14 protein-coding genes and 2 pseudogenes are annotated in these 16,638 nt (G+C 59.6%); 8 read left to right on the top strand and 8 right to left on the bottom strand.

Features of this window, described 5'->3' with window-relative positions:
- The first annotated feature begins 3 nt into the window (after positions 1 to 3).
- The 3 genes and pseudogenes from J2S96_RS05980 to J2S96_RS05990 all read left to right on the top strand — a co-directional run bounded on the left by J2S96_RS05980 (position 4) and on the right by J2S96_RS05990 (position 1,671).
- A complete protein-coding gene (locus tag J2S96_RS05980) occupies positions 4 to 348 on the top strand; it encodes a hypothetical protein (RefSeq protein WP_306860902.1) in 345 nt (114 codons plus the stop codon).
- Positions 349 to 444: 96 nt separating this feature from the next.
- Complete coding sequence (locus J2S96_RS05985) at positions 445 to 1,011, top strand: hypothetical protein (RefSeq protein WP_306860904.1); 567 nt, start codon at positions 445 to 447, stop codon at positions 1,009 to 1,011.
- Between the two features lie 94 nt (positions 1,012 to 1,105).
- Positions 1,106 to 1,671: pseudogene (locus J2S96_RS05990) on the top strand (recombinase family protein).
- Positions 1,672 to 1,919: 248 nt separating this feature from the next.
- On the opposite strand, the gene J2S96_RS05995 reads toward J2S96_RS05990, so the two are convergent.
- Together J2S96_RS05995 and J2S96_RS06000 are read right to left on the bottom strand one after the other, a co-directional pair.
- A complete protein-coding gene (locus J2S96_RS05995) occupies positions 1,920 to 3,374 on the bottom strand; it encodes an amino acid permease (protein WP_306860906.1) in 1,455 nt (484 codons plus the stop codon).
- 2 nt (positions 3,375 to 3,376) lie between these two features.
- Positions 3,377 to 4,105 carry a gamma-glutamyl-gamma-aminobutyrate hydrolase family protein gene (locus tag J2S96_RS06000; RefSeq protein WP_306860908.1) on the bottom strand — a complete coding sequence of 243 codons (729 nt, stop codon included), beginning with the start codon at positions 4,103 to 4,105 and terminating at the stop codon, positions 3,377 to 3,379.
- A 349-nt stretch (positions 4,106 to 4,454) separates the two neighbouring features.
- Here J2S96_RS06000 and J2S96_RS06005 point away from each other — a divergent pair, with 349 nt between their 5' ends.
- Positions 4,455 to 5,225, top strand: a complete 771-nt coding sequence (locus J2S96_RS06005; RefSeq protein WP_306860910.1) for a FadR/GntR family transcriptional regulator — start codon at positions 4,455 to 4,457, stop codon at positions 5,223 to 5,225.
- A 182-nt stretch (positions 5,226 to 5,407) separates the two neighbouring features.
- Here J2S96_RS06005 and J2S96_RS06010 read toward each other — a convergent pair whose 3' ends face one another.
- Both J2S96_RS06010 and J2S96_RS06015 read right to left on the bottom strand, forming a co-directional pair.
- Complete coding sequence (locus tag J2S96_RS06010) at positions 5,408 to 6,271, bottom strand: carbon-nitrogen hydrolase family protein (RefSeq protein WP_306860911.1); 864 nt, start codon at positions 6,269 to 6,271, stop codon at positions 5,408 to 5,410.
- An 8-nt stretch (positions 6,272 to 6,279) separates the two neighbouring features.
- Entirely contained in the window at positions 6,280 to 7,590 is a 1,311-nt protein-coding gene (locus J2S96_RS06015) for an MFS transporter (protein ID WP_306860913.1), read from the bottom strand.
- Positions 7,591 to 7,671: 81 nt separating this feature from the next.
- On the opposite strand from J2S96_RS06015, the gene J2S96_RS20165 reads away from it, so the two are divergent.
- Positions 7,672 to 8,721 carry a LacI family DNA-binding transcriptional regulator gene (locus J2S96_RS20165; RefSeq protein ID WP_370873026.1) on the top strand — a complete coding sequence of 350 codons (1,050 nt, stop codon included), beginning with the start codon at positions 7,672 to 7,674 and terminating at the stop codon, positions 8,719 to 8,721.
- A 126-nt stretch (positions 8,722 to 8,847) separates the two neighbouring features.
- Here the strand turns inward: J2S96_RS20165 and J2S96_RS06020 are convergent, their stop codons facing one another.
- The gene (locus J2S96_RS06020; protein ID WP_306860915.1) at positions 8,848 to 9,603 is read right to left on the bottom strand and encodes a FadR/GntR family transcriptional regulator; all 756 of its coding nucleotides are present in this window, start codon (positions 9,601 to 9,603) and stop codon (positions 8,848 to 8,850) included.
- Between the two features lie 303 nt (positions 9,604 to 9,906).
- Here J2S96_RS06020 and J2S96_RS06025 point away from each other — a divergent pair, with 303 nt between their 5' ends.
- From J2S96_RS06025 to J2S96_RS06035, 3 genes are read left to right on the top strand one after another with little or no spacing between them, the layout of a single operon-like run.
- Positions 9,907 to 10,785, top strand: coding sequence for an ABC transporter substrate-binding protein (locus J2S96_RS06025; RefSeq protein WP_306860916.1), 879 nt, complete (start codon positions 9,907 to 9,909; stop codon positions 10,783 to 10,785).
- Positions 10,786 to 10,823: 38 nt separating this feature from the next.
- Positions 10,824 to 11,894 carry an amino acid ABC transporter permease gene (locus tag J2S96_RS06030; RefSeq protein WP_306860918.1) on the top strand — a complete coding sequence of 357 codons (1,071 nt, stop codon included), beginning with the start codon at positions 10,824 to 10,826 and terminating at the stop codon, positions 11,892 to 11,894.
- Positions 11,894 to 12,637 carry an amino acid ABC transporter ATP-binding protein gene (locus tag J2S96_RS06035; protein ID WP_306860919.1) on the top strand — a complete coding sequence of 248 codons (744 nt, stop codon included), beginning with the start codon at positions 11,894 to 11,896 and terminating at the stop codon, positions 12,635 to 12,637. Before J2S96_RS06030 ends, J2S96_RS06035 begins: the two co-directional genes overlap by 1 nt.
- A gap of 466 nt (positions 12,638 to 13,103) precedes the next feature.
- On the opposite strand, the gene J2S96_RS06040 is transcribed toward J2S96_RS06035, so the two are convergent.
- The 3 genes and pseudogenes from J2S96_RS06040 to J2S96_RS06050 all read right to left on the bottom strand — a co-directional run bounded on the left by J2S96_RS06040 (position 13,104) and on the right by J2S96_RS06050 (position 16,628).
- Positions 13,104 to 13,619 carry a nuclear transport factor 2 family protein gene (locus J2S96_RS06040; protein WP_306860920.1) on the bottom strand — a complete coding sequence of 172 codons (516 nt, stop codon included), beginning with the start codon at positions 13,617 to 13,619 and terminating at the stop codon, positions 13,104 to 13,106.
- A gap of 596 nt (positions 13,620 to 14,215) precedes the next feature.
- A pseudogene (locus J2S96_RS06045) lies at positions 14,216 to 15,437 on the bottom strand (beta-ketoacyl synthase N-terminal-like domain-containing protein).
- Between the two features lie 90 nt (positions 15,438 to 15,527).
- Positions 15,528 to 16,628, bottom strand: coding sequence for a 3-hydroxyacyl-CoA dehydrogenase family protein (locus tag J2S96_RS06050; protein ID WP_306860921.1), 1,101 nt, complete (start codon positions 16,626 to 16,628; stop codon positions 15,528 to 15,530).
- Positions 16,629 to 16,638 lie beyond the last annotated feature (10 nt).

Below are 16,638 nucleotides of genomic sequence, written 5' to 3' on the forward strand. Positions count from 1 at the left end.
GGTATGGCCAAAAACGAAAAAGTCGAGCGGCCGACAAAGAAAAGCGATTACGAACTCCGTTTCGCGTCAGCCCAAGCGAAGCGCGGCTGGATCGATCTGAAAGCGACGATCAGGAACCCGTTGGTGGACTCCTGGGAATTTTTGACTCGGACTCCGCTGCTCGAGACGACCACAAATTACCGTTTGCGCGGTGAGCTGGGCGTGGTGTCCAGGGACGGAGCGACTCATGAGCGGTGGCAGCACAAGCCGACCCTCAAAGGTGATGCCCGCATCTGGTTCTATGTTGTGGACCAGGTGGTTTTCCTGAAACAGGTCCATACCAGCCATCCCCATCAGACCAAGACGTAACAGCGCAGCCGGGCGGTCGGAAAGCGTGCCCCCTTGGCCGAATGCTTGCCACTTTAAGGAGTTCGACGGCGGACCTTGTTCCGGAGTATCTGAGCTATGACTACCGCTGCACGTTCCGTGGCGTGCCGGGGGGTTCGCCATGACCCGGACGATTACCCGATGTTCTGGACCGTAAAGGTCAAGGGCCGAGTCTGGGACGGGGAGGATGACGGCGGCGACGGCACGGAGGTGTCCGTCGGGGAGGCCGAGCTGTACATCGTGCCCGACGCCGGGACCATTGACCTGTTCCTGACCCTGGACGCGGTGAACCAGGAGGTGGCAAACGTCGGTGAAATGCTGACGATCAATCGCCCGGACCTGATCGATGACATGAGTCTCGGTGGGGACCTGATGATCCTGTCGTGGCTGAAAGTGGCGCCGAAATTCCGCGGAAACAAACTCGGCCACGTGATCCTGAATGCGATCCTCAGCACGATCGGCAGGTCATCGGTCAAAGTCATTCTGGAAGCCACTCCCGCCCTCACCGACAATGGCCCCATGGAAGGCAGCCCGGAGCACGTTGCCGGGAAGGCCGCACTGCGACGGTACTGGGAAAGGTTCGGCTTCCAGCCCGCCCACGGCGACTACCTGGTCTTCGACGGCCTCGCCGACGACTTGGACTGACCGGGGTGCCCCACTACCCCGCACGGGAGGGGCCTTGATGTTCCGCTGCGACGCCCTGACACTCGATCTCACACATCAAGGGTTGGAGGCAGCCATGGCAGGTCAGCGCATCGGCTACGTGCGCGTCAGGACCTTGGATCAGAACGAGCGGCGCCAGCTCGAAGACCAGGTACTGGACCGGGTGTTCACCGACAAAGCCTCCGGCCGGGATACCGTCCGGCCTCAGCTTGCTGAGCTGCTGCGCTTTGCCCGCGACGGAGACACGGTCGTCGTGCACAGCATGGACCGGCTCGCACGGAACCTCGATGACCTGCGGGCCCTGGTCCAGGGTCTGACCCGGCGAGGGGTGAGGGTGGAGTTCGTTAAAGAGAGCCTGGTATCACCGGCAAGGATTCGTCGATGGTCAACCTGATGCTCTCCGTCATGGGCGCCTTCGCCGAGTTCGAACGAGCCCTGATTCGGGAACGCCAACGCGAAGGCATCGCCGTGGCCAAGCAACGCGGAGCGTACAAGGGACGGAAAAAGACCCTGACCCCGGAACGGGCAGCCGAACTGGTCCAGCGCGCCGGCTTCGGTGTTCCGAAAGTCATCCTTGCCGGCGACTACGGCATCAGCAGGGAAACGGTCTACCAGTACCTGCGCCAAGCCAGCCCGGAGTGATTCCCGTTCCCCGCCCCCCGGCCGTTCTTGGCTGAGTCCCTGGGCAGACCCGGCAAATAGCCGCATCCGCAGGCTCACCCACAGCGCGACGGAACATCCGTTATCGGCTCATGGAAATAAGCTTTGGGGGAGGGGCTCCGGGCCAGCCACGGACTCAAGGCGACCTGTAGTAGAGAGCCGGTGCCGTTCCGCCGCTGCTGCCGCGGCACTGCCCGCCCTGCAGCCCAACGGCCGGACACGTCGGCCAATCAGCTCTCATCGTCCATTGAACCTATGGTGGGGATCGGCCGCGTGACCGGGCGTCCCTCCTGGATCAGCTTCCGCCTGCATAGCTGCCAAGCGACCGCGAGAATCAACAGCCAAACGGCGACGGCGAAAACGGCCGGGCGGGTGTCCTCGGCAACCAGTAGCGCGCTGATCACGAATATGTCGAAGACGATGAGTACCCGCGGCATCGCCACAGAGAACGGCATCTTGAATCGGGAGCGCGCGTGCCACTCCGGACGTATTCGGCGGTAGCGGATGTAGCTGACAGTCACAGTGGAGCGAATCAGGATGCCGAATACTGCACATGCTGTCGCGACGAGTGTGAAAACCCAGATGATGCTGTCACCCGCGTACAACATTGGGATCGCAAGGAGCATGACTGCAAAGTTTACGAGTACCGCGCCTCGCAGGACACCCTTTTGTGCCGGTCGGGCCAGGAAAGCAGGCGCATGTCCATCATGCGCCATGTTGAATAGCATGCGCGCGTTTGAGTAGAGGCCTGAATTTGCGCTCGATGCTGACGAGGTGATCACAACGAGATTGATGATGATCGCGGCGAGGCCGAGCCCGGCGTACAAGAATGTCGTCACGAATGGTGAGACGTCGGGACGGATCTGGTCCCAGGGTGTGACCGACATGATGATCGCAAGCGCGCCTACATAGAAAATGAGGATGCGGGCGACGATCGAATTTATCGCTTTTGGCACGTTCTTGCAGGGATCCTTGGTTTCGGCGGCCGCCATGCCGACCAGTTCGATGCCGTTGAATGCAAAAATGCCCATTTGGAAGCCGGAGATGAAGCCCATGATTCCCATCGGAAACATCCCTCCGTGCTCCCAAAGGTTCGAAAACGACGCGGCCGTGTTTGATTCGGGGTTCCGAAAGCCAGTCAGTATGAGCACGAGGCCCGTGCTGATGAGTGCGAGGATTGCAACGACCTTGATGATCGAAAACCAGAACTCCGTTTCCCCGAAGAATTTGACGGGCTGCAAGTTGAGCGCAGTGAGGACGACTATCGTCACGAGCGCAGGAAGCCACCGGGGGATGTCTGCATTGAAGAAGGACACGTAGCCGACAATGCCGATGATGTCCGCGATGCACGCGACGATCCAAGCGAGCCAGTGCGTCCAGGAGAGCATGAATCCGGCCCAGGGGCCGATCAAGTCCTTTGCGATATCACCATAAGTCTTGTAATTGAGGTTCGACAGAAGGAGTTCGCCCATCGCACGCATCATGAAGAACAGCATGAAGCCGATGATGAGAAAGACGAAGATGACAGCGGGGCCTGACACGCTGATCATCTTTCCGGAGCCCATGAACAGCCCAGTGCCGATTGCGCCGCCGATCGCAATGAGTTGAAGATGGCGGTTGCTAAGGCCACGTTCTAGATGTGGTCCCGCTTGGGTCTTGGCCGAAAATGTGGTGACGTTCTGCATTGCTATTTCCCAACCGTTCGAGCTGATACAGCGTCAACCAGCCACCTGAACGGCGCAGCTTGAAGCGCGGGATCGAGGCCTGCAGCCTCGGGGTGCCATTGGACTCCGAGCAGACGCCGGCCCCTGTCCTCGATCGCCTCGACGAGGCCATCATTGGCGGTCGCAACCGCGTCCAATCCTTCACCGAGGCGACGTATTCCCTGATGGTGTCCCGACGAGACGATGAACGACGTGCTGCCCGAGCACTCGGCGAGCAAAGAGTCGGCCTTGACCTCGACCTGATGCCAAGCCCACGTATCCGTATCGTGAGGGGACGCCAGTTTTCGGTGCTCGACGTCACTCGGAGCGAGATCTTCGTAAAGGGTTCCGCCCCGGACGACGTTGAGTACCTGAGCTCCTCGACAGATGCCTAAGAGGGGCAACCCGCTGTCAACGGCCCGTTCCGCGCATCCGAAGTCGAGCGCGTCTTGTTCGGCATTCAGGTCGTAGACGGAATCGACGTCGGTGCCGCCGTATCGGGCCGGGTCCACATCGCCGCCGCCCGGGAGGACGATTCCGTCGACGGAAGCGGTATCAAAGTCCAGGTCTCGAACTATCAAGACCTTCAACCCTGCTGCTTCGACCAAGCTGACGACGTCATGGAAGACGCGGTTCGCAATTGCGACGCGGTCATCGGTCGACTTAATCGAAAGCCTGGCGGGCATTGCTATAACTCCGCGGATACCAGTCATTATCTTCCTTTTTCGCAGTCCGTCGTTTCTGAAAAGGGGCGGCTCGTCGACATGCCGCAGCGTGTTGCACGTCATTTCACGCCCACTACGCGGGCTTGTCAGCTCATGTACGTGAGGCGCCAGCACGGCCACAACCCGGCCGAACGCGCCGAGTCGCCTCTTTGCGTCCCCCAGCACGCCTCCCGATCCCGCGAACAACGCCCGAGGGGTTGTTCTTCTGGTTATCAGATCGGCTCTCTCACAACCGCCACTATGGGCCCTCACGTTGAGGGCGTGGTTGACTGGCAGTGGACCAGTCGCGTGTGTTGGCTTGGCCGTAGGTACATATAAACTCTAGAGTATAGAAGTCATGACGCACAACACTTGGACTCAATTTCTCGATCAGATCGGCCCTGCCGGTATTTCTGAAGCGATCGTTCGACGCCTAACCGAGCTCATAGCCTCCGGAGAGATTCCCTCCGGCGCACGATTGCCATCAGAACAGGAGCTGGCCGCTCGCTTCGATGTTGCACCCATGACGGTGCGAGCGGCCCTGCAGTCGCTACGGTCGAATGGCCTCGTCGAGACGCGCCGGGGACGACATGCCGGTACCTATGTCCAGTCGGACGTGGTTGCGGCAATATCTGCTGGCGCGGAGCCGAAGCCCACGGCCTACGAATTCGCGGACTTTATCACTTGGCGCATAGCAGTCTCGGGCGAAGCGGTCGCGCGAGCAGCTAAGCGGATTACGTCCGAGCAGATTCCTCGCCTGCACCATCTCCAGGAGATCGCCGACGGCGGGAACCTTACAGATCATGAGTATCGTCTCGCAGATGCGCGGCTCCACCTAGCCCTTGCCGAACTTTCCGATTCCCGGAGACTGCTTGATGCGGAACGGCAGATACAAGCGAGCATGACGGAATGGCTTGGCAATTTAGGCGCCCCCGACTTGGAGTCCTTTCCCGGGGCCGGCCACTCCCAGCTGATTCAAGCCGTCTGCGCTGGTGACAGTGTCCTGGCGCGGGAGCGCTTGCGGGAGCACGCCGTTGTTACCTTGGAGGGCACCAGCAAGCTTGGCTGGTTCAGCATTCGCCACGAAGGTGAAGCGGGCACCAACCGGAGCGCGGCACCAACCCCGTGAGCAACCAAATGCTCCGGGCGGCTCACCGGGAACCCGCACAAGTTGGATCAAAGCTTTGCTCGACGTATTCAGGCGCCCAAGCAGGGGTCCATGCAACGCTCAACCCGGAATCATGCAGGCGACCATAGGGGGAGGGCCTTTTCCGCCCCCTCCCAGCATGGTCGCCGACTAGCGCACTCCTGTCAGTTCCGAAGCACTAGCAGTCCATCAGCGCCGACAGGAGAAGAGACATCTGCGTAAAGTTCTGGACGTCGCTGCTCCAGCAGGGGGAACTGTTTGCGTGTTGCATCGATGAGGTCGAGGTCCAGTGATGCTGCCAGTATCCCTTCTCGGTCAGATGCTGTAGCGATGACAAGGCCCCAGGGGTCTACGACCATTGACCTTCCGACAAACCTTGTCCCGCTTGCTGGTTCTTCGCCGAATTGGCCGGATGCAACGACGAACGCCTGGTTCTCCACGGCCCGGGCACGCAGGAGGAACTCCCAGTGATCCGCTCGTGGCGCGAGGAAGGCTGAACAATTAATCAGGATTATGGCGCCTTTGAGCGCAAGAACCCTGTATGGCTCCGGGAATCGCAAATCAGCGCATATGGTTACTCCGAGTAGCCCGAATGGCGTATCAAAGACAGGCAGTTCTGATCCGGCAGCTACCTTGTCCGACTCGTTTGACGGGTTGGTGATGTCCGTTCTGTTCCCCGCGTCAAAGAGATGGGTTTTGGTGTAGCTGCCAACCGGACCTTTCGGTCCTACCAGGACGGCCGTGTTGGTTGTGAGGCCGTCGACCTCGCGGTAGGTCGAGCCGACGATGTAGCAATCGCTGTCCCTTGCAATGGCTTCGAGTGCATTGTCGACGTATTCGTTGAGCTGGCTGATTTCCTCGGGTTTCTTGTGCTGGCTCAGACCGAGTCCGGTCCAGAGTTCGGGAAGGACGATGAGGTCGGCTTTCGTAGCTGCTTGTTGCACCAGCGACAGTCCGGCGTCAATTGTCTTCTTCGGGTCGAGATCAGACGAAGTTGTCTGGATGACGGCTACTTCAAGGAAGGTCATATGAATCCTTATTTTCCGGTGGTTCCAATGGAGCGCTCCTTTTTCTGAAAAACCAGAAGCACAAGGGCAACGACGGCGGCAAGCCCAGAGGTGTAGATGGCCGGGGACAGCAAGTTTCCGGTGGTGGCAACCAGCCATGTGGCGACCAGGGGTGCGGTGCCGCCGAAAACGATGTAGGCCAGGTTGTAGCCCAGCGCCGAGCCGCTGAACCGCACGTGGGCTGGGAACCGCTCGAGGTACGCTATGCCCACAGGCCCAAAAAAGATGCCCAAAGCGGCTGCCAGCAGCGCTTGCCCCACGATGGCGCCGCCGAGGGTGCCGGTACCGGCAAGCATGTAAGCGGGAATTGCTACCACAGCCGACAAGATTGCGCCAAAAATGAGCACAAGTCCCCGGCCTAACTTGTCTGACCATGCGCCGGCAATCGGCGTTGCAACCGCGGCGATGAGGACGGCGATCGAATTCGAAAGCAGAGCGTCATTGCTTGAAAGCTTCACGGTTGTGGTCAGGAAGGTCACGAAGTAGCCCGTGAGCGTGTAGAAGCCGAGTCCTGCCAGGGCGGCGACGACAAACGTGAACAGCAAGGCCTTACGGTGATGCCGCATGACGGAAACCGCAGGCGCCTTCAGAATTTCGTCCCGGCTTGATGCTTGTTCAAATTCTGGTGATTCATCGACTCGGCGGCGGATGTAAAGGCCGAAGAAGCTGATCAACCCGCCGATCAGGAACGGGATCCTCCAACCCCAATCGCCGTAGGCTGGGGACCCAAGAGTGTTGGTTAGCCCGAGTATGAGCAGAGCGGCAAAGATCGCGGGCAGATTGGCGAAGGTATAACTCAGCCCGACGAAGAATCCCCTGCGCGTTGCGGGAGCGTGCTCGGCAACGAGAGCGTTTGAGCCCATCGCTTCTGCGCCAGCGGAAAGGCCCTGAACGAGCCTGCAGGTCACCAGGAGGATCGGAGCTGCCAAGCCAATGACGGAATATGCCGGCAGCAAGCCAATGCCCACGGTGGCGAGTCCCATGATGAGGATAACCGCCGAAAGCACATTCCGTCGTCCCTTCTTGTCCCCGTGATGGCCGAACAGAATTCCGCCGACCGGTCGCATCACGAAGCCGACGGCGTACACCGCGAAGGTGGAGAGAAGACCTGCCACGGGGTCCTGTGTCGGAAAGAAGAGCTTGGCCAAGACTGTGGCGGTGTACGCGTAAACCACGAAGTCGTACCACTCCACAAACTGACCGACAGCCGCTGAGGAAACGACTCGGCGAAGGCTCCCCGCCTTAGTCGAGTCTTTTTGGTTGCTCGTTGTTGTTGTCATTTTGCCTCCATCGTCAAAACGTTTTGACGATCGTAGGGCTATCTCAAGCGATCGGTCAATAGGTGGCGGGCAGACCAGTTGATGCACAATGGGTGTGTGCCAGAGGAGACCCGACGACAGCCGACCATCAAAGACGTAGCTGCGGCGGCGGGCGTATCGATCAGTACGGTTTCACATGTCTATAGCCGCGCCCGCCCCATATCCGAGCCGACCGCAGCTCGCGTAACCGCGGCTGCGGAGGCGCTGGGCTATATCCCGAACCCTTCTGCGGCATCTCTGCGGGGCGGGCAGGTGGGAATTTTTGGGCTCGTCCTACGCCCGAGAAACGCCGTCCACGGTTCACTCAGCGGCACGGAAACCTTCACACGGTTCTCAGGTGCTGCGGCTGCTGCAACTTTGGCAACGGGGAGGGGCCTCCTGCACGTCCCCAATGTTTTAGCGGAGAAAGCCCGCCGTGTGGCTATGGACGGATGCATCGTCATGGGACCCTACGAGCGTGATGATGTCGTGGCCGCGTTAAAAAAGAGACACGTCCCAGTGGTATGTGCGGATGTTGATCCATCTAATCCGGATGACCCTTGGGCCGTTCACGTGGACTATCGACCTGCCGTGGAACAACTTCTTTCGGCAGCTGCCTCGGGGGGCGCCCAGCGTTTGGCCCTCATCGCTGGAAGCGAGGCGAACAATTGGACGATGTCGACACGGGGGACTATCCAGGAGTGGTGCAGCGCTGCGGGGCTCAGTCTGACGGCACATGACCTTTTCGAGGGTGTTGGAAGCACTGGAGCGGAGGGACTGGCATTCGACCTCTTAGGATCATCGACTCCTCCGGACACCATAGTTGTTTCCTCCACAAGATTCGCCGGAGGTGTGCTCGCCGCGGCCAAACGTCTCAGTATCCGGATTCCGGAGGACCTGCGAGTTTGTGCCTTGACGGATAGTGCATTGACCAGGGACGCGGAACCCTCGATCACGTCTCTGGACCTGTTGCTCGAAGATCAGGCCAAGGCATGTGTGGATCTCCTGATCCGGGCGCTTTCTGAGGGCTCACCACCCCTTCAGCCTGTGATCGTCACTCCACAGGTACGGTGGCGTGCTTCCCTGGGGAGCCCCGGAGAAGGCGCCCCCTAGGGGAGACAAACCACCGGATCCGGCGCCACCGCAGGCTTGAACGACAGGCACGGCAGCCGCTGACCGGGCCAAGTAGACGTCAGATGTCAAATCTCAACGTGCTGGCCTGAGCAGACCTCCTCGCAATCAGGAGCTGGCTGGTTTCCCCGGTTGGAAGACCCGGCCGGTTTGTACGTGGTAGGCGACAGCCGTGCGGGTCTCTTCAATATGCTCCCGCATAATGCGTTCGGCCGCATCAGCGTCCTTCTCCTCAATGGCGTGAACAATCAGGCGGTGTGGGTCATTCATGTACGGCTCGAGCTTGTCGAAGACCGCATTGATCGGCTGGTAAATCTCGGCATGGGCCCTGACCATCGCCTCCTCCAACAAGATGTTCCGGGCCGCTTTTGCTATTCCTACGTGAAACCTGTGGTCTGCAGCCTTGAATTTCGGGATGACCATTCTGCCCGTAGTGCGCTCGTCGACGAGTTCATCCATCTCGGCCAGGCAGCGCTGAAGATTCCTGAGATCCACTGTGGTGCGGCTGCCCGCCGCCAGCCTAACCGTCGCCGCCTCAACTGCAATACGGAAGTCAAAGACCATATTGATATAGGCCATGCGCTCCCCTAAAAGCCTGCGCGCCTCCCGGGACGAGAGCTGGCGATCTTGGATGACCAGACCGCCAGAGCGCCCGTGCTTGGCTTTGACCAAGCCCTCGGCCTCGAGTATCCGCCCGGCCTCCCGCAGAGTCGTCCGGGAGACCGCGAGCTGCTCAGAAAGCTCCCGCTCAGGTGGAAACCGGTCTCCCGGCAGATAATGTCCCAACTGGATAGCCACACGCAGCTGGTCCGCGACCAGCTCACTCGCAGCTGGGGGCTTGGGGATGGCAGGAAGGCGTTCCATGCGTGTGATCTTATCGCCAGTCGCAAGCGTCTGAGGACAGTGGCCAGTTCAAAACACATTGCTGCCCTTGACGATTGGAAGATCCGGATCTACATTTGGGTTACTCAGTGGCCCAAAAGTCGGATAACGAGGTCAACGCGACGAGATGGGCGCCACGCCCTTGGCGGGGCCAATACCCAAAGTTCTCCATCCGTGCTGCGGCGCGAGCTTTACCCAGACTGAGCCGCACCTCGCATAATCCTTTCTGCCGTTGACAGCGGACTCATGCCGCTGCCTTGAACCCCCTTTCTGATTGAGGAATCGATGAAGAAGTTCTACTCTGCTGCCGTCACCGTCGCCGTCGCAGCGCTTGCTCTCACCGCCTGCGGAGGGCCCGCCAGTTCCACAGCCCAGTCCAGCGGCGGCTCGCCCACCTTTGGAGATTGCAAGGTCACTGGCCAGCCGGGCAGCCTTAAACTCAAAACCCAGACACCTGATACCCTCACGGTTGCCACAGTGCTGCCCAACCCCGGGTGGTGGAACGGTACAAACCCGTCCAGCGTCAAAGACGGATTTGAATACTGCATGGCGGCGGACATCGCCTACCGGGCCGGCCTGAAGTCAGTTCAGGTGAAGAACCTCGCCTGGGATCAATACATCTCCGGAACAGCGACAGGTTACGACATCGGATTGGCGGCGACGACCATCACCGACAAGCGTAAGCAGATCCTCGACTTCTCCAAGCCCTACTTCTCGTCCAACCTTGGGGTCGCTACCAAGGCGAACTCGACCCTCTCGGCTGACGACCTCCGTGACGCAAAGATTGGTGTCCTCCAAGGCAACATCGGGGCGCAGTGGGTGGCTGACACCCTTAAACCCTCCAAAACGACCGCCACGTTCCAAAGCCAAGCCGATATGTTCACCGCGTTGAGCGCGGGCCAGGTCGACGCCGCCATCACTGACACCACGCTCGCCCTGACCAGTGTCAAAGCCACCAACGGAGCCCTGACAGTCAAGGGCCAATACAAGCTCGACCAAGGCTATGGCGTGGTGCTGCCTCATGGATCCGAGAACACGTCTGCGGTCGACAAGGTTGTCGGTGAAATGGACAGCGACGGGACCTTGAAGGACCTCTCCGCACAATACCTTAAGCCGATGTTCGGCATCGATCCGAACGAGGTTCCGATCTGGAGCGCCAAGTGACTTCTCTGCTCGCATCAGCCTCTACGACATCACCTAGGTTGAGCCCGCCCCCGAAGAGCGGACCCCTTGCGGTCGCGGCGGTGATCTTCGCCGGGGTGCTCCTCCTGCTTATGGCAGGACTTGGGGCAGCAAGCATGGGGAATTCCACCCCAGGGAGCACGACGTCAGTTATCGGATGGTTGATAAGCACGGTCGGCGTCGTATCTGCAGGCATAGTGTTGTGGATCGCCGCCCGCTCCGTTCGCCGCTCACTGCATGCGGCACGGGACGTTAGGGCGGGCCGTATTCTCGAAGCCCGGACGCCCGCGGCAATGTCCATACAGGACAGCCTGCTCACGTTCGGAATCGGCCTCGCAATCCTCATTGTGCTCGCCGCCGCAATCGCCCTGACGGTCAATGATGGCGTCATACAGAAGACCTTTCTCCGCTGGGACCTGATCGGTGAAAGCGCAAGAGACGTTGTGTCCGCTTTCGGGCTGAACGTCATGATTGCCGTCATCTCCGAAGTCTTCATCCTGGTCTTCGGGCTTATTCTCGCCATCGCCCGGATGATGCCTGGGCGAGCCGGGCGCCCCATACGCGCGATCGCAATCGCCTACATCGACGGGATGAGAGCCGTACCAGCCATCATCATTATCTATCTTGTCGGGTTCGGCTTGCCTCTGCTCAAAATCCCTGTGCTCTCCGACCTTCCACCGGAATGGTTCGCGATCACGGCATTGACATTGTCCTATAGCGCGTATGTGGCGGAAACCTACCGCGCCGGCATTGAGGTGATTCACCCGTCCCAGTGGTCGGCTTCGCGTTCGCTTGGGTTCTCTTATGGGCGGACGCTGCGCTACGTGATCCTTCCCCAGGCAATCCGTGGAGTGATCCCGCCGCTGCTGAGCATGTTCATCGCGCTGCAGAAAGACACCTCGCTGGTAAACGTGATCGGTACCCTGGATGCCTTCAACCAGGCCAAGTTCTACTCCTCGGCCAGCTTCAACCTCTCCTCGGTAACGCTTGTAGCGGTCCTGTTCATCATCATCACCATTCCGCAGACCCGTGTGGTCGACTGGCTACTCAGCCGCAGCGGGTCACATCGGCGCCCGAAGGGCGGAAAATAATGTCGTTTATTGAGCTTTCAAACTTGCATAAAAGCTATGGCGATTTTGCCGTGCTCCAAGGAATAGATCTTTCGGTAGAACGCCACCAGGTGGTAACACTCATTGGCGCTTCGGGTTCGGGAAAGTCCACCCTGCTGCGCTGCATAAATGCCCTTGAGGCAATCGACGGTGGCGAGATCCGTATAGAAGGGGACGTCGTCAGCGGGCCGGGCGTCGATGTAAACCGGCTCCGCCGCACGGTTGGAATGGTCTTCCAGTCCTTTAACCTGTTTCCCCATATGACCGTTTTGGACAACATCGCGCTTGGGCCCATCAAGCTGAGGGGAATACCCGTGTCAGAAGCCCGTGACAGGGCCCGATCACTTCTCGAGAGGGTCAACCTCGGCCATCGGGCAAACTATTACCCCGATCAGCTCTCGGGCGGACAGCAACAAAGGGTCGCCATTGTGCGCACTCTCGCCATGGACCCGAAAGCTGTCCTCTTGGATGAGATAACTTCCGCGCTCGACCCCGAGCTCGTCGCCGAGGTGCTGAACATCGTTCGCGAACTCGCCGCCGATGGAATGACAATGATGCTCGCCACCCATGAAATGCACTTTGCCCGTGAAGTTTCTGATCTCGTGGTCTTTCTAGAGAAGGGCAAACTCCTGGAGCAAGGCCCACCCGACCAGGTTTTCGGTGATCCGACCGAGCCGCGGACGCGAGAATTTCTGCATCAGATCATTGAAGCGGGACGCCTTTAGGCGTTGTCAAGCGCTAACGAGGGACTGGCGGGTTGGTCTGTGGCCCCATCAAGACCATGGACCAACCCGCGGCTTCTTGCCCGCGACACATATGCCACCAAAACGAGACTGCGAAATACCCAAGCCGGGTGAAATCGTTGAATCGTACTTATCGAGTGCGAAGCCTGATGGCTTCAGCAGCGCCAGATCGGGTATTCGTCATCGGTGCCGCATCCCCGAAAGTCATGGCATCTAATGAGATCCGGAATGGACTTGGCTGTGAGACTCCCGCTCAGCGACGAGTTCTAATATTGATGCCCGTTGCCGGGTCGATACCCGTCCTGGGTCCAGGCCAAAAGCGAACCCGGGACCCAGCCTCGGCAACGGTTTTACGGGCTCTTTATTCTGGGCGGCACAGGCTAGTGAAACCGGATCATCCAGGTGTTGCCCAGGCTTCCAGACTGCGTTCGGTATCGAGGACCCGCACTTAGTCAAGCCAGCCGTCAGCAGCGGGGGTGAGTGCAGAAGCCGGCAGGTGGTGCTCCGGACCCGCTAGAGGCTCCATACGCAGGCGGGAGAGTCTCAGATGCGAAATCCGCCATCCTTGACCTGCGCGCACATACTCCTCTTCGTAGTGCCCGAAGCCCCTAAACCCCCACGAGCCTTGTAATCCGAAGTCCTCGTGTTCACGCGAACCCGGCTCCCAGGTTAATTGGTCAAACATGCTCCAGATCCCACGGATTGAGTTATCGGACGTGGCTTCAAGCTCCGGCATAAAACCCTGATGAATTGAAACTACGCCTGCCATGTAGGCCGACACGGCATCCACAAAGGTGTCAACGTCAGCAGGAGAGAAGCTAAAGCCCAAAATTCGGGCATCGCGTGAGAAGAGGGAGCGAAGTCTTTCCCAGCGTTTCAAGTCGATGTATCGAAAATATCGAGCCTTTAACCGACGCACGTCTTCGTAGTCATCGGCCGTTATTCCTGCCCATTTCACTGCCATGGAAGGACTCTATCGATGGGAGCAAGGGTGACGTTTAGGCGATCAGCACAACCGAACTCCGATACCTTGACGAACTGTACCGTGACTGGGCTGTCAGCCGTCTCTACGCTCATATAGCACCCTGATTTTTTCAAGAAATATTCGTTTTCAGGCAAACGCCGCTCCACTACGCGGCGGAAGGAGGGGCCTCCAGATGACGCGCTCGAACAACAGCTCCACCTCCATCTGCAGAACGGGACACCACGCCCCCTGCACTGGGTGGTGGCGACCCCAAGGTCATCCTTTGCCGGTCCGGTATTTGCAGCAAGGTGACATGATGCCGGCCTTTGAAGGATCGCAAACGGTATGGACTCTAGTCGGCGCCGATCTTCCATCCGCCAAAGCTAAAATCCGAGGCTCACGCTCCTGAGCATTTAATGAAGGCATTTTCCTTCGGACTTAGAAAGAAGAAACGGCTATGAAAAGCAGGGTCCTCGTTCAGACAAGGAACGCTTCCCGCAGCCCCGGGGTATCTGGGGAGACGACAGCGTCGGCCTCGTCTAGCGCTGATCGTCAGCAGTAGCGAAGTCGTGCGTTGCTGTGCCACGGTTGCAAGATCATGGCCGTTCCAGGAGCAAAGCATCGCCTTGGCCCCCGCCTCCGCACAGGCTTACTGCGGACCGCCCGGTATTGCGTCGAATGAGTTCGTACACCGCCGAGACGGTGAGCCTGGCCCCTGACGCCCCGATAGGATGCCCGATGGCGATCGCTCCGCCATGAATGTTGATCCGGTTTTCGGGGATGCCGAGCAGCTCACCGGAATGTACCACCACCGAAGCAAAAGCCTCGTTGATCTCGACTACATCCAGTTCCGCAGCCGTCCAGCCCTCGCGCTCCAAAGCAGCGCTGATCGCCTGCGCGGGTTTATCCGGCAGAGACGTATCGGGTCCGGCAATTTGGCCGTGGGACCGCAAGACGGCGAGTGGAAGCCAGCCGTGCCTCTCAGCCACGGCGCGGGTTGTGAGCACAACGGCGGCAGCCCCATCAGACAGTTGTGAGCACAACGGCGGCAGCCCCATCAGACAGTGGAGAAGCGTTGCCTGCTGTAACAGTGCCGTCAGGCGAAAATGCAGACCGCAGCCCGGCAAGCGAAGCTGGTTGCGAATTCGGTCGGACGCCTTCGTCCTGGGCTATCTCTAAGGGTCCCCCTCGGGTGAGTACCTTTACCGGCACGATTTCCTGGTTCCAAATTCCTGACTCCTGGGCTGCGGCGGCGCGCAAATGGGAGCCTGCTGCCGCAGCGTCCTGGGATATGCGCATAATGCCCAGTGCCGAGTTCGCGCGATCAGTCCCAAGCCCCATGGACTGATAGTCGAAAGCGTCTGTTAGACCGTCAAACTCAACTGCGTCCACAAGACTCAGGGCTCCGTAAGCGTGTCCTGCCCGAGTGCCTTGAACGAGGCGGGGTGCTTGGCTCATCGACTCTTGCCCACCGGCAACGACTACGGCAGCTTCGCCAAGTCGAAGCATGCGGGCAGCTTCGATGATCGCTGCGAGTCCCGAGAGGCACACCTTGTTCACGGTCACTGCAGGCGTCCTCAGCGAAATTCCTGCCGCGACGGCGCTCTGACGGGCCGGGTTCTGTCCCGTTCCGGCCTGAAGAACCTGACCCATGATGACGGCATCAACAGTCTCTGGCCTAACGTTTGCCCGCTCGAGGGCGACGGTGATGGCGGCTGCGCCAAGGTCGACTGCTGACAGGAGTGCCAGTTGGCCCAATATGCGGCCCTGAGGTGTGCGGGCGGCACCCACGATCAACTTCTTCTTCCGCACGCACAGGGAGGTCAGAGTTTGTTCTCATTGAAATTGCTCCGGTTTTGGTAATCGAGATGGCTCGGTTACTGCTGTTCGAACCTGGGTATTTGCTCGTCAGATCCGCAGGAGCCGCGTCAGGCCGCCCGGTGGAAAATTGGCGCCAAGAATCATGCAACGATCGATGTCGTCCCAGCTTGCGACCACTCCCCCATCCAGGATCAGCTGAGCTTCCTGTGCCAGTGCACCGCGCAGGCGCAACTGGATCCGGTTCTGGTCAACCTCATGCGGTTCGGGTGGCGGGATCAGGGCTGCCGGCAGAACCTTGCCGTCCTCGTCAAAAAATCCGTGTAGTCCGGCTGCGGCAACCGCCCCCAGTGAGGCCGACCGTGCGAATCGGTCAGGATATGCGCGGTGCAGGGTTTCGCTTATGTGCCGCTGCACAGTGGGTCCGATGTACCCGATAAGCTGCAGTGGCGTCATTGGAAGGCCCCAAGACTCAAGAGAGCGGTCCACAGCGACAGGGTCACCGCCCTTATCAATTTCAGCCAGTATTTCGCTGAAGAGGCGGGTAAGGAGCCGGTTGACGACGAAGCCGGGAGCGTCCGCAACAGGTATGGCGGTCTTGCCCAAGTCCTGGGCAAGATTGCATGCACTGGTGAACGCTGCGTCGGAGGAGAACGCGGTCCGGACCAATTCGACGAGCGGGAGCACGGCAACCGGGTTGAAAAAATGGAAACCAAGCACTCTTTCAGGTTGTTTCAGCCCTCGGGCCATTCCAGTCACCGAAAGCGAGGATGTGTTGGTGAGTAGGAGGGCGTCCGGTGCCACATACTCTTCCAGCTGTTTGAATACACTGCGCTTGACTGCGTGGTCCTCGAAGACAGCCTCTATGACAGCGTCGCAGTTGCGGAAACCAGACAGATCCGTCGTTCCCCGGATCAAACCGGCAATCTCCGCGGCCTCACCCTTTTGAATCCTGCCTCGCCGTTCCTGCGTGTCGAGATGGGCATGGATCCGGTGCATGGCTGCGGAGATGCGTTCGCTGGAAAGATCGCTGAGTAGCACCGGTATGCGTAGCTTGTCCGCGAACAGAAGCCCCAGCTGGGATGCCATAAGGCCCGCGCCAACCACCCCGAAGGTTTCGATGGTGGGGGGTGTCTTCAGAGCAGCCGCTGCGGCCATACGCCCCGCCGTTGGTGAAAAGAAGTTAGACATCTGATCCTGT

It is taken from the genome of Arthrobacter bambusae (assembly GCF_030812595.1).
GTDB classification, from domain to species: domain Bacteria; phylum Actinomycetota; class Actinomycetes; order Actinomycetales; family Micrococcaceae; genus Arthrobacter; species Arthrobacter bambusae_B.

Coding starts and splice junctions, on each gene's coding strand:
- J2S96_RS05980 (WP_306860902.1), top strand. CDS start 4: ATGGCCAAAAACGAAAAAGTCGAGCGGCCGACAAAGAAAAGCGATTAC.
- J2S96_RS05995 (WP_306860906.1), bottom strand. CDS start 3,374: ATGCAGAACGTCACCACATTTTCGGCCAAGACCCAAGCGGGACCACAT.
- J2S96_RS06015 (WP_306860913.1), bottom strand. CDS start 7,590: ATGACAACAACAACGAGCAACCAAAAAGACTCGACTAAGGCGGGGAGC.
- J2S96_RS06010 (WP_306860911.1), bottom strand. CDS start 6,271: ATGACCTTCCTTGAAGTAGCCGTCATCCAGACAACTTCGTCTGATCTC.
- J2S96_RS06040 (WP_306860920.1), bottom strand. CDS start 13,619: ATGGCAGTGAAATGGGCAGGAATAACGGCCGATGACTACGAAGACGTG.
- J2S96_RS06035 (WP_306860919.1), top strand. CDS start 11,894: ATGTCGTTTATTGAGCTTTCAAACTTGCATAAAAGCTATGGCGATTTT.
- J2S96_RS06020 (WP_306860915.1), bottom strand. CDS start 9,603: ATGGAACGCCTTCCTGCCATCCCCAAGCCCCCAGCTGCGAGTGAGCTG.
- J2S96_RS06000 (WP_306860908.1), bottom strand. CDS start 4,105: ATGACTGGTATCCGCGGAGTTATAGCAATGCCCGCCAGGCTTTCGATT.
- J2S96_RS20165 (WP_370873026.1), top strand. CDS start 7,672: ATGCACAATGGGTGTGTGCCAGAGGAGACCCGACGACAGCCGACCATC.
- J2S96_RS06050 (WP_306860921.1), bottom strand. CDS start 16,628: ATGTCTAACTTCTTTTCACCAACGGCGGGGCGTATGGCCGCAGCGGCT.
- J2S96_RS06005 (WP_306860910.1), top strand. CDS start 4,455: ATGACGCACAACACTTGGACTCAATTTCTCGATCAGATCGGCCCTGCC.
- J2S96_RS05985 (WP_306860904.1), top strand. CDS start 445: ATGACTACCGCTGCACGTTCCGTGGCGTGCCGGGGGGTTCGCCATGAC.
- J2S96_RS06025 (WP_306860916.1), top strand. CDS start 9,907: ATGAAGAAGTTCTACTCTGCTGCCGTCACCGTCGCCGTCGCAGCGCTT.